General features: G+C 65.6%; 16 protein-coding genes. All 16 read left to right on the forward strand.

From position 1 onward, the window contains the following. The first annotated feature begins 98 nt into the window (after positions 1-98). On the forward strand, positions 99-281 hold the full coding sequence (gene rpmF, locus JXA24_02830) for a 50S ribosomal protein L32 (GenBank protein ID MBN1282692.1): 183 nt from the start codon (positions 99-101) through the stop codon (positions 279-281). 18 nt (positions 282-299) lie between these two features. After that, positions 300-536 carry an acyl carrier protein gene (gene acpP, locus JXA24_02835; GenBank protein MBN1282693.1) on the forward strand — a complete coding sequence of 79 codons (237 nt, stop codon included), beginning with the start codon at positions 300-302 and terminating at the stop codon, positions 534-536. 15 nt (positions 537-551) lie between these two features. After that, on the forward strand, positions 552-986 hold the full coding sequence (gene rpiB / locus JXA24_02840) for a ribose 5-phosphate isomerase B (GenBank protein ID MBN1282694.1): 435 nt from the start codon (positions 552-554) through the stop codon (positions 984-986). A gap of 56 nt (positions 987-1,042) precedes the next feature. Continuing rightward, on the forward strand, positions 1,043-2,284 hold the full coding sequence (locus tag JXA24_02845; GenBank protein MBN1282695.1) for a serine hydroxymethyltransferase: 1,242 nt from the start codon (positions 1,043-1,045) through the stop codon (positions 2,282-2,284). Between the two features lie 12 nt (positions 2,285-2,296). Continuing rightward, complete coding sequence (gene nrdR / locus JXA24_02850) at positions 2,297-2,764, forward strand: transcriptional repressor NrdR (GenBank protein MBN1282696.1); 468 nt, start codon at positions 2,297-2,299, stop codon at positions 2,762-2,764. Positions 2,765-2,786: 22 nt separating this feature from the next. Continuing rightward, on the forward strand, positions 2,787-3,893 hold the full coding sequence (gene ribD, locus JXA24_02855) for a bifunctional diaminohydroxyphosphoribosylaminopyrimidine deaminase/5-amino-6-(5-phosphoribosylamino)uracil reductase RibD (GenBank protein ID MBN1282697.1): 1,107 nt from the start codon (positions 2,787-2,789) through the stop codon (positions 3,891-3,893). After that, the gene (locus JXA24_02860; protein ID MBN1282698.1) at positions 3,878-4,528 is read left to right on the forward strand and encodes a riboflavin synthase; all 651 of its coding nucleotides are present in this window, start codon (positions 3,878-3,880) and stop codon (positions 4,526-4,528) included. The genes ribD and JXA24_02860 overlap by 16 nt, the downstream gene beginning before the upstream one ends. Before the next feature lie 81 nt (positions 4,529-4,609). Further along, entirely contained in the window at positions 4,610-5,848 is a 1,239-nt protein-coding gene (locus tag JXA24_02865; GenBank protein ID MBN1282699.1) for a bifunctional 3,4-dihydroxy-2-butanone-4-phosphate synthase/GTP cyclohydrolase II, read from the forward strand. Between the two features lie 75 nt (positions 5,849-5,923). Beyond that, positions 5,924-6,391, forward strand: a complete 468-nt coding sequence (locus JXA24_02870; protein ID MBN1282700.1) for a 6,7-dimethyl-8-ribityllumazine synthase — start codon at positions 5,924-5,926, stop codon at positions 6,389-6,391. Positions 6,392-6,397: 6 nt separating this feature from the next. Further along, positions 6,398-6,829: a transcription antitermination factor NusB gene (gene nusB, locus JXA24_02875; protein ID MBN1282701.1), complete on the forward strand. Its 432-nt coding sequence runs from the start codon at positions 6,398-6,400 to the stop codon at positions 6,827-6,829. Further along, positions 6,822-7,673, forward strand: coding sequence for a 4-hydroxy-3-methylbut-2-enyl diphosphate reductase (gene ispH / locus JXA24_02880; GenBank protein ID MBN1282702.1), 852 nt, complete (start codon positions 6,822-6,824; stop codon positions 7,671-7,673). The genes nusB and ispH overlap by 8 nt, the downstream gene beginning before the upstream one ends. A 79-nt stretch (positions 7,674-7,752) precedes the next feature. Continuing rightward, a complete protein-coding gene (locus tag JXA24_02885; protein ID MBN1282703.1) occupies positions 7,753-9,129 on the forward strand; it encodes a phosphoglucosamine mutase in 1,377 nt (458 codons plus the stop codon). Beyond that, the gene (gene ffh, locus JXA24_02890) at positions 9,123-10,466 is read left to right on the forward strand and encodes a signal recognition particle protein (GenBank protein MBN1282704.1); all 1,344 of its coding nucleotides are present in this window, start codon (positions 9,123-9,125) and stop codon (positions 10,464-10,466) included. Before JXA24_02885 ends, ffh begins: the two co-directional genes overlap by 7 nt. A 61-nt stretch (positions 10,467-10,527) precedes the next feature. Then, positions 10,528-10,764: a 30S ribosomal protein S16 gene (gene rpsP / locus JXA24_02895; GenBank protein ID MBN1282705.1), complete on the forward strand. Its 237-nt coding sequence runs from the start codon at positions 10,528-10,530 to the stop codon at positions 10,762-10,764. A gap of 15 nt (positions 10,765-10,779) precedes the next feature. Continuing rightward, on the forward strand, positions 10,780-11,010 hold the full coding sequence (locus JXA24_02900) for a KH domain-containing protein (protein ID MBN1282706.1): 231 nt from the start codon (positions 10,780-10,782) through the stop codon (positions 11,008-11,010). A 6-nt stretch (positions 11,011-11,016) separates the two neighbouring features. Then, the gene (gene rimM, locus JXA24_02905; protein ID MBN1282707.1) at positions 11,017-11,562 is read left to right on the forward strand and encodes a 16S rRNA processing protein RimM; all 546 of its coding nucleotides are present in this window, start codon (positions 11,017-11,019) and stop codon (positions 11,560-11,562) included. Positions 11,563-11,666 lie beyond the last annotated feature (104 nt).

Below are 11,666 nucleotides of genomic sequence, written 5' to 3' on the forward strand. Positions count from 1 at the left end.
TAAGGTTAAGGTTAAGGCTAAGGGGCGGACGGGAGATCGAAAACATACCAGTCACTAGTCACCAGTCACTAGTCACTGCTTTTTGAAAGGAGCAGGAAATGGCAGTCCCAAAGAACAGACAGGGAAAATCACGCAAGAACATGAGGCGCAGCGCGAACTCGAAGCTCCCCAGGGTCAGCCTCTCGACCTGCCCGCAGTGCAAGCAGCCGAAGCTCCCCCACAGGGTCTGCATCCACTGCGGATTCTACAAGGGCCGCGAGATCGTGAAGCAGGCCGACTAGGGAAGGGGGCCTTGCCCTATGGAGAGCGCTGAGAACAGGGTCAAGGAGATAGTGGCCGAGCAGCTCGGGCTGGCCGCCGACGAGATACCCGCGGACGCCTCGTTCTCCTCGGACCTCGGCGCCGACACGCTCGACATGATCGAGCTCATCATGGCCCTCGAGGAGGAGTTCGACATCGAGATAACCGACGGGGAGGCGGAGTCGATCCGCTGCGTCCAGGACGCGGTCGACTTCCTCTCCGCGAGGCTGCAGTAGCCAAAGGGGCGTATCATGCGCATAGCCGTAGGCTCCGACCACGCCGGATTCATGACGAAGGAGACGCTCAAGGAGCGCCTCGTCAAGGACGGGCACGAGGTCCGCGACTTCGGCACCTCCTCCCCCGACAGCTGCGACTACCCCGATTACGCGAGGCTCGTCGCGCAGGCGGTCGCGGAAGGCGCCGCCGAGCGGGGCCTTCTCGTCTGCGGCTCCGGGATCGGCATGTGCATGGCCGCCAACCGTTTCCCCTCGGTGCGTGCCGCGGTCCTCCACGACGATTTCGACGCGGAGATGAGCCGGCGCCACAACGACGCCAACGTCGCCTGCCTCGCGGCCCGCAAGCAGGACCAGGCTGCGCAGGCGCGGCTTCTGGAGATATTCCTCAAGACCCCGTTCGACGGAGGCCGCCACGAGGCCAGGGTCGCCAAGATAGATCAGAAATCGTGACGCGCCGGCGCCGCGCCGCAGTGCACGGGCGTCCACCTTCCGCACAGGAGGCCGAGATGATTTCCGAGGAGCTCAAGCGGTTCGATCCCGAGATAGCGAAATCGATAGAGATGGAGCTCATGCGCCAGGAGTACAAGCTCGAGCTCATCGCCTCGGAGAACTTCGTCTCGAAGCGGGTCCTCGACGCGCTCGGCAGCGCGCTCACGAACAAGTACGCGGAGGGGTATCCCGGCAAGCGCTACTACGGCGGCTGCGAGTACGTGGATGAGGCGGAGGATCTCGCCCGCGAGAGGCTCAAGAAGCTCTTCGGCTGCGACCACGCCAACGTCCAGCCTCACTCGGGCAGCCAGGCGAACATGGGGGTCTACTTCGCCGCGCTTAAGCCCGGCGACACGATCATGGGGCAGAACCTCTCACACGGCGGCCACCTCACGCACGGCTCGCCGGTCTCCATCTCGGGCACCTATTTCAAGGTCGTCTCCTACGGGGTGGACCTTGAGACGGAGCTTTTGGATTACGATCGGATCGCGGTGCTCGCGAGGGAGCATCGCCCGAAGCTCATCATATGCGGCGCATCCGCCTATTCGCGCGACATCGACTTCTCGAAGTTCCGCGCCGTCGCAGACGAGGTCGGGGCCCTGGTCATGGCCGACATCGCCCACCCGGCGGGGCTGGTCGCGACCGGCCTCCACACGAGCCCGATACCGCACTGCGAGTACGTCACCTCGACCACCCACAAGACGCTCCGCGGCCCGCGCGGAGGCGTCATCATGTGCAAGGCCGACTTCGCGAAACAGATCGACAAGGCGATATTCCCCGGCATCCAGGGCGGTCCGCTCATGCACGTGATCGCCGCCAAGGCGGTGGCCTTCAAGGAGGCCCTCGAGCCGTCGTACAGGGACTACTGCAGGCAGATCGTCGCCAACTCGAGGGCGCTTGCCGGCGAGCTCGCGGAGCAGGGGTTCAGGATCGTCTCCGGCGGCACCGACACCCACCTCTTCAGCGTGGACCTCACCGACGCGGGCATCACCGGCAAGGACGCCGAGGCGGCGCTCGGCGAGGCGGGGATCACGGTCAACAAGAACACGATCCCGCGCGAGACCCGCTCCCCGTTCATCACCAGCGGCATACGCATAGGCACCCCGGCGATGACGACCCGCGGGATGAGGGAGCCGGAGATGAAGATCATAGGGGGCTGGATCGCGGGAGTTTTGCGCAACATCTCGGACGAGAAGCTCAAGGCGAAGGTGAAGTCGGAGGTGCGTGGGCTCTGCGAGGGATTTCCGATATATAGGTAAAGGCTGAGGTTTATGAAATGTCCATTCTGCCCAAGGCAGGACAGCAAGGTCATCGACTCGCGCCTCTCCAAGGACGGGTTGATAATACGCCGACGCCGCGAATGCGAGGGCTGCGGGAAGCGCTTCACCACCTACGAGCGCGTGGAGGAGCCGCTGCCGGCGGTGGCTAAGAAAGACGGACGCCGCGAGGCGTTCGACCGCGCCAAGATCGCCTCAGGCATCAAGAAGGCCTGCGAGAAGAGGCCGGTCTCGACGGAGACGATCGACGCGGTGGTCGACCGCATAGAGCGCTGGGCCCTTGAGCTCGGCGAGGCGGAGATAAAGAGCCAGGACATAGGGGCCCGCGTGATGTCGGAGCTTCACGACCTGGACGAGGTGGCCTACGTGCGCTTCGCCTCGGTCTACCGCTCCTTCAAGGACATAAGCGAGTTCATGCACGAGCTTTCCGATCTGCTCGGGAGGAACAACACGGCGAAGTGAGCCGGCCGAAACCATGGCGAAGATGAGCAAAGAACAGGCGATGGAGCTGGCGCTGGCCCTTGCGCTCGAGGGCGCGGGCCGCACCTCGCCGAACCCCATGGTCGGGGCGGTGGTCGTCAGCCGCGGGCGCGTGATCGGCCGCGGATTTCACAGGAGGGCGGGGGCCGCCCACGCGGAGGTGAACGCGCTCAGGGACGCGGGCGCACGCGCAAGGGGCGCCGACCTCTACGTGACGCTCGAGCCCTGCTGCCACCACGGCCGCACGCCTCCGTGCACCGATGCGATCGTGCGGGCCGGGGTGGCCCGGGTATTCGTGGGCGCGATCGACCCCAACCCCGCCGTGCGCGGCAGGGGGGTCGCGGCTCTCCGGCGGGCCGGCGTGGAGGTGAAGGTGGGCCTTCTCCGCGACGAGTGCCGGGCGATCAACGCGGCCTACAACAGGCTCATGGAGAGCGGCGTCCCGTTCGTCACCGCAAAGGCCGCGGTAACCCTCGACGGGAGGATCGCGGCGGCCGACGGCTCCTCAAGGTGGATAACGAACGCAGAGGCGCGCACCTTCGGCCACACGCTTCGGGCGCGCCACGATGCGGTGATGGTCGGCATAGGGACCGCGCTGGCGGATGACCCTTCGCTCACGGCGAGGCTCCCCGGCGCGCGCGCTCTCCCCCGGAGGGCGGTCGTCGCCGACAGCAGGCTGCGCATCCCGAACGGGCTTACGCTCATGAAGAGGGCGGCGGGCTCGCTCATCGTGCTCACGACCGACAGGGCGCCGAGGGCCCGCGCGGACGAGCTGAGGGCGATGGGACATCAGGTCGTCGAGACGAAGACGAAAGGCGGCAGGGTCGACATGCGCGAGGCCCTGGCCGCGCTCGGCAGGATGGGGATCGCATCGGTGCTGGTGGAGGGGGGCGGGAGCCTCATCTCCGAAATGGTGGGGCAGGGACTCGTGGACCGGATGGCGATCTTCGTCGCCCCCAAGTTCCTGGGGACGCGCGGCGCGGAGCTCATGCCCGGGCTCCTCCTCCGCAATATGGGCGAGGCGATCGAGCTCGAGGATGTCGAGATAAAGGCCCTCGGGGACAACGTTCTCATCGACGGCATGCTGAGGCGACGATGTTCACAGGGATAATAGAGGGGGTGGGCAGGGTCCGCTCAACGAAGGGCAAGGGCTCGGTCGTCGAGATCGAGATACAGTGCGACTTCGACCTGGAGAGGGCCAACGTCGGCGACTCGATCTCGGTGAACGGCTGCTGCCTCACGATCACATCGAGGCTCGGCCGCAGCTTCTGGGCGGAGATCTCCCCCGAGACCGCGGCCCAATCCACGCTCGGCAGGCTCGCCCCCGGGGATGCGGTGAACCTCGAGCGCGCCAGGATCCTCGGCGACCGGCTCGACGGCCACATCGTGCAGGGCCACGTGGACGGCATAGGCAAAGTGATTGATATCAAAGAGCATTCAGGCTGCAGGGAGTTCTCGATCGAGATCCCGGAGGGCCTCTCCAGGTACGTGGTCGAGAAGGGATCGGTCGCTGTGGACGGCGTCTCGCTCACGGTCAACGCCGTGCAGGGCAGGCGCTTTTCGGTCATGGTGATCCCGCACACGAAGCTCGAGACCACATTCGAGTCGAAGAGGCCGGGCGACAGCGTGAACTTGGAAGTTGACATTATAGGCAAATATGTTGAAAAGCTTACGTTTTTGGACAGCGAGCAATATGAGAAGGGCTCCAAGATAACCGAGGAGTTTTTGAAGAAGCACGGCTTTTAAGATCGTGACTGGTGACTGGTGACCGGTGACTGGCGGAAACACGCAGGTCACGGGTCACGGGTCACGGGTCACGAAAATCGGATGGACATAGTCGACATAAATACCGGGCACGATCGCTCGACCATCCCGGTGGACGAGGCGCTGGGGGTCATGCGCTCCGGCCGGATGCTCATCCTCGTTGACGACGAGGACCGCGAGAACGAGGGCGATCTGACCGTCGCGGCCGAGCACGCGACCCCGGAGGCGATCGCCTTCATGGCGCGCCACGGCTGCGGGCTCGTCTGCCTCGCCCTGACCGAGGAGCGTGCCGACGAGCTGGACCTGCCGATGATGGTCTCGGACAACACCTCCGCCTTCAAGACCGGGTTCACCGTGTCCATCGACGCGAAGGAGGGGGTCTCGACCGGCATATCGGCGGCCGACCGCTCGCGCACGATCATGCTCGCTGCCGACCCCTCTGCCGCTCCGTCGGACTTCGCGAGGCCGGGCCACGTCTTCCCGCTCCGCGCGCGCCGCGGCGGGGTGCTGGTGCGGACCGGCCAGACCGAGGGGTCTGTCGATCTGGCGAGGATGGCGGGGCTCACCCCGGCTGCCGTGATCTGCGAGATCATGAAGGAGGACGGGACCATGGCGCGCATGCCCGACCTCGTCGAGTTCGGGGCAAGGCACAAGATACCTATCGTCTCGGTCGCGGAGATAGTCCGCCACCGCATGCGCACCGAGTCGCTCGTTTCCCGCTCGTCGGAGGCCCGCCTCCCGCTCAAGCAGGGCGACGATTTCCGCGTGATCACCTACCGCACCGCGATCGACGCGCACACGCACGTGGCCCTGGTGAAGGGCGACATCTCCGGAGCGGGGCCGGTGCTGGTGAGGGTCCACTCCGAGTGCCTGACCGGCGACGTCTTCGGCTCCTGCAGATGCGACTGCGGCGTGCAGCTTGCGCGCTCCCTCGACATGATCGCCGCCGAGGGCAGGGGGGTGCTGCTCTACATCAGGCAGGAGGGCCGCGGCATCGGGCTCCACAACAAGATCGCCGCCTACGCGCTCCAGGACGGCGGGCTGGACACGGTCGAGGCCAACGAGAGGCTGGGCTTCAGGGCCGACCTGCGCGACTACGGAATAGGGGCGCAGATACTCGTCGACCTAGGCGTCAGAAGCCTCAGGCTCATGACGAACAACCCGCGCAAGGTGGTGGGGCTGGCGGGCTACGGGATCGAGATCGTCGAGCGCGTCCCCATAGAGGTCGAGCCCGGGAGGCACAACATGTTCTATCTCAAGACGAAGAGGGAGAAGCTGGGACACCTGTTACAAAAAGCATGAACCCGTGACTGGTGACTGGTGACTGGTGATATCACGCTGGTCACGAGTAACGAGTCACGAAAGAGAGAGGTGCATATGCCAAAGGTAATCGAAGGGCAGCTGACCGCAAAGGGGCTCAAGTTCGCCATAGCGGCGGGCCGGTTCAACGACTTCATAACGAATCGTCTGCTCGACGGCGCGCTCGACGTGATCGGCCGCAGCGGCGGCGATCCGGCCGCGACCGTCGTCGTGAAGGTCCCCGGGGCGTTCGAGCTGCCTCTGGCCGCCAAGGCCCTGGCCGAAACGGGCAAATACGACGCGGTCATCTGCCTGGGCGCGGTGATCCGCGGCTCCACCCCGCACTTCGAGCACGTGGCCGCCCAGATGGCCCGCGGCATCTCCTCGGTGATGCTCGAGACCGGCGTGCCGATATCGTTCGGCGTGATCACCGCCGACACACTCGAGCAGGCGATCGAGAGGGCCGGCACAAAGGACGGCAACAAGGGCGCCGCCGCGGCCCTCTCCGCCATCGAGACGGCCAACGCCATCAAGGGGATCAAGTAGGGCACAATGGGCACCAGGCGTCAGTCGCGCGAGAGCGCGCTCAAGGTTCTTTACCAGATCGAGCTCACCGGCCAGAGTCCCGCGGATGCGGTCGCGTCCTATTTCGACGAGCACGACTCGCAGCAGGGCGCCAGGGAGTTCGCAGAGTTCCTCGTGAGCGGGGTGGTGGCGGGGCGCGAGGCGCTCGACGAGGCGATATCCGGCCATTCCACGAACTGGAAGATCTCGCGCATGGCCGCGGTCGACAAGAACATACTCAGGATGGCGGTCTTCGAACTCATGAGCTGCCCGGACATACCGGCCAAGGTGACGATCAACGAGGCCGTGGAGATAGCAAAGAAGTACGGCAGCGCGGAGAGCGGCGCGTTCGTCAACGGCATCCTCGACAACGTGGCCAAGGGGATACAGAAGCCAGATTCGGCGGAGAGCGATGGCTGACGGGAAGAAAATAATAGTCGCGAAGTCGGCCGGCTTCTGCTGGGGCGTGCAGCGCGCCTTCAACAAGGTCCTCGATGTCGCGAAGAGCCCGGAGCGGGGGCCGGTGTTCACCTACGGCCCACTCATCCACAACCCGCAGGCGGTGGAGATGCTCAGGGAGCAGGGCATCGGCGTGATCGACGAGATATCGGACAGGATCGAGGGGACCGTGGCCATACGCACCCACGGCGTGCCGCCCGCGGAGCGCAAGAGGCTGGAGCAGAGCGGCGCCTCGATATGCGACGCCACCTGCCCGGACGTGGGGATCATCCAGGGCACGGTCCGCCGCCACCTGAAGCTCGGCTACTACATCATAATAATAGGCCACCGCGAACACCCGGAGGTGAAGGCGCTGCTGGGCTTCGCCGAGAGGCGCGGAGCCTGCATCAGCTCCGAGGAGGAGCTCAAATCGCTGCCGGACGATCTGGGCAAGGTGTGCGTGGTCTCGCAGAGCACCCAGCAGCGCGAGAAGTTCGAGAGGCTGGTCGATCTCATAAGGCGCCGCTACCGTGACTGCGTGGTCTTCGACACGATCTGCCGATCCACGGACCAGCGCCAGCAGGAGGTGCGCGAGCTTGCCGGCCGGGTGGACGCCATGGTCGTTGTGGGCGGCCGCAACAGCTCCAACACCAACCGTCTGGCCGAGATCTCGCGCAGCATGGGCACCCCGACCTTCTTCATAGAGGACGACACCGAGCTGGTTCAGGGGGATTTCGCCGGCAAGAGCGTGATCGGCGTGACCGCCGGGGCCTCCACGCCGAGCTGGGTGATAAAGAAGGTGGTGGAGAGGCTGCAGGAGATATAGAAGCAAAGAAGGTGAAAGGAAAAGATAGAAGCTGAGAGGCTAGGAAGCTGAGGCGCTGAGAAGCGCAGAAGGATCTGCAATGGGGGGTGAAACTAGAAAATTGTTCGGGACCGACGGGGTTCGCGGCATAGCCAACAGCTGGCCGATGGAGGGGCCTGTGGCCTACAGGCTCGGCCAGGCGGTGGCGGTGGTGTTCCGCGACGCGCCGGGCCTGGGCAGGATCGTCATCGGCAAGGACACCAGGCTCTCCGGGTACGTTCTCGAGTCGGCCCTCATGTCCGGCATCTGCTCCATGGGGATGGACGCCATGCTCGTGGGCCCCTTGCCCACGCCGGGCATCGCCTTCATCGCGCACAGCATGCGGGCCCATGCGGGGGTCATGGTGAGCGCGTCGCACAACCCGGTCGAGTACAACGGCATCAAGTTCTTCGACAACGAGGGTTTCAAGCTCCCGGACGAGGTCGAGCGCAGGATGGAGGATATGGTCTTCGGAGGCGAGCTCGACTCGATGCGCGCCGGGCCGTGCGAGGTCGGAAAGGCCTATCGAATCGACGACGCGGGAGGGCGCTACATTCAGCACCTCAAGGGGACCTTTCCGGAGAGGCTCTCGCTCGAGGGGATGAGGATCGTGCTCGATTGCGCCAACGGCGCCGGCTACAGGGTGGCGCCCGCGGTCCTCTCCGAGCTCGGCGCCGAGGTGATCACCACCGGCGTCTCTCCGAACGGCACGAACATAAACGTGGACTGCGGGGCCCTGCACCCGGAGCGCATGGCGAAGATCGTCCGCGACTCCGGCGCCGACGCGGGTGTGGCGCTCGACGGCGACGCGGACCGCGTGATCATGTGCGACGAGCGCGGGAGGATCGTGGACGGCGACGGGATACTCGCGATCTGCGCCCTCCACCTGAAATCGAAGGGGAGCCTCGCCAGGGACACGGTCGTCGGCACCAAGATGAGCAACATGGGGCTCGAGGTCGCGCTGCGGGACAAGGGGATCGGCCTCATCCGCACCGACGTCGGCGACCGCTACGTCATGGAGGCCATGCGGCGGGAGAAGCTCAACCTCGGCGGGGAGACCAGCGGCCACATCATATTCCTGCACCACACGACTTCCGGCGACGGCACGCTCGCGGCGCTCAGGGTGCTCTCCGTGATGCTTCAGCAGGCCAGGCCGCTCTCGGAGGTGGCCTCTGTGTTCACGCCGTTCCCGCAGACTGTGGTGAACATCCGGGTCCGGGAGAAGAGGCCGCTCGAGGGGATGCCCGGGGTTTCGTCCGCCATCGCCGAGGCGAGGGCCGCCCTCGGCGACAGGGGCAGGCTGCTCGTCCGCTACTCCGGCACCGAGAACATCGCGCGCGTCATGGTCGAGGCCGAGGACGAGCCCGAGACCACGAGGCTCGCCGCCATGATCGCCTCCGAGATCGAGCGGGAGCTGGGAGGGGCGGACAGGTGCTAGGCGCTCTCAGGGACGCATTCTCCACCACATTCAGAAAACTCTCCGGCCGCGGCAGGCTTTCCGAGGCGGATGTGAGGGACGCCTCGCGCGAGATAAGGCTCGCCCTCCTCGCCGCCGACGTGCACTTCGGCGTGGTCAAGGAGTTCGTGGACGCCGTGGCGGCGCAGGCGGTGGGCGGGAAGGTCCTCGATTCCATCACGCCGGCGCAGCAGTTCGCCAAGGTCGTGCACGACGAGCTGGTGCGCGTCCTCGGGGGCGAGCCTGTGCCGTTCGATTTCGCGTGCGCCCCTCCGCTGGTCGCCCTGATCGTGGGGCTGCAGGGCAGCGGGAAGACGACCGCCGCGGCGCGCTTCGCGCTCTGGTGCCGCCGCCGGGGCCGCAGGCCGCTGCTCGTGCCGGCGGACGTGCAGCGCCCTGCCGCCATCGAGCAGCTCGCCCAGCTGGCCGCCCGGGCGGAAGTGGAGTGCTGGCGGACCGAGCGCGGCCAGAGGGCGACGAAGGCGGTGAAATCCGCGCTCAGGCACGCGGAGAAGATCGGCCACGACACCGTAATAATCGACACGGCGGGCAGGCTGCACGTCGACGAGGAGATGATGCGCGAGGTGCGCGACATCGCGAAGGAGGCGTCCCCGCAGCGCGTGCTCTACGTCGCGGACGCGATGACCGGCCAGGACGCGGTCCGCTCCGCCCGCGCGTTCGACGAGGCGCTCTCGATCACGGGCGTTGTGCTGACCAAGCTGGACGGCGACGCGCGCGGCGGCGCGGCGCTCTCGGTCAGGCACGTCACCGGCAGGCCGATCCTCTTCGCGGGCGTGGGCGAGGGGCTGGGCGATCTGGAGCCGTTTCACCCGCAGCGGATGGCGGGCCGCATACTCGGCATGGGGGACGTGGTCTCGCTGGTGGAGAAAGTCGCCGCGGAGGTGCGCGAGGATGAGGCGGACGGGCTGGGCAGGGCCTTCGCGAGCGGCCGCTTCACCATGGAGGATTTCCTCTCTCAGATGAAGATGCTCCGGAGGATGGGGCCGCTCGAGAAGGTGCTCGGCATGATGCCCGGCATGGCAGGGATCGCCCGGGGGATGGACAGCGCTCAGATGGAGGGGGCGATGCGGCGCAAGGAGGCCATAGTCCTCTCCATGACCGCGGCCGAGAGGGCGAACCCGCGGATTTTAAACGGCTCCAGGCGCAAAAGGATAGCGCAGGGCTCGGGACAAAAGGTCCAAGAGGTCAACAGATTCCTCAAGGAATTCGATACAATGGAGAAGATGATGAAACAGCTCTCGCGCGGGAAGACGGGGGCAGCGCTACTCAAGGGCTTGACTTCCCGGGCATTTTCCTGATAAAGCGCGCCGACTATCCCTGCTTTTAACGAATTGCTTTATTTATATCTACGGAGGTTGTATGTCAGTGAAGATCAGGCTTGCGAGGCGCGGCAAGAGGCACGAGCCCTTCTACCACATCGTGGTCACCGACGAGCGCAATCCTCGCGACAGCTCGTTCATAGAGGTGCTGGGCACCTACGACCCGAAGAACAGGGAGAAGAGGGTTACGGGCAAGAAGGATCGCATCGAGTACTGGATGGGCAAGGGGGCAGTGCCCACTGAGACCGTATCCCAGCTGTTGCGGACCCTGCAGTAATCGGAGGAGGAAGCGATGCGAGAGCTGATTACAATGATGGCGAAGGCGCTGGTGGACAAGCCCGACCAGGTCGAGGTGACCGAGCTCGAGGGCGAGCAGACGACGGTCATAGAGCTGCGCGTGGCCAAGGAGGACCTGGGAAAGGTGATCGGCAAGCAGGGCCGCACCGCCCGGGCGCTTCGCACGATCCTCTCGGCAGCATCGACGAAGCTTCGCAAGCGCTCCGTGCTCGAGATACTGGAGTAGGTCCTTGTGGCGGAAGGCGGCGTGATGGGCGGCGGCAACTTCATACGCTGCGGCCGCATCGGCCGCGCGGTCGGCCTCAAGGGCGAGTGCGCGGTCCACTGGATGAGCGGCGCAAGCCCGGTGGGCGCCGGCGGCCGGATCATCCTGGAAGACTCAAAGGGGAAGGGCAGGATCGGTTACACGGTGGCGGCCTTGCGAAAGCACGGCCGCTCTAATTTTGTCCGGCTCGAAGGGGTCTCCGACAGGGCCGCGGCGGAGCTGCTCACGAACTCGGCGGTATTCATAAGCAAGGAGACGCTCGTCGAGCTCCCGGCGGGCCAGTACTACTGCCACGAGATAGAGGGGATGGAGGTCGTGACCGAGGACGGAACGCCCCTGGGGCGCGTTGCGCGCATATTCGCCGCAGGGGGCAGCGACGTATACGAGGTCGTCTCTGAAGGCGGCGAGGAGCTCCTCGTCCCCGCCATCGACAGCGTCGTCCTGAGCATTGATGTGGAGAAGAAGAGGATCGTGATCCGGCCCCTTGATGGGATGCTGGATGATAATAAGTGATCAGGGATCGGGGATCAGGGGCGCGCCTCCCGCCACAATTTGAGGACCCTTTTTCCGATGACGCTGTAAAAAGGGGCCTCAAATTCTGGCTCGCGGCGCGCGGA

The organism is Pseudomonadota bacterium (genome assembly GCA_016927275.1).
Lineage (GTDB): Bacteria > UBA10199 > UBA10199 > 2-02-FULL-44-16 > JAAZCA01 > JAFGMW01.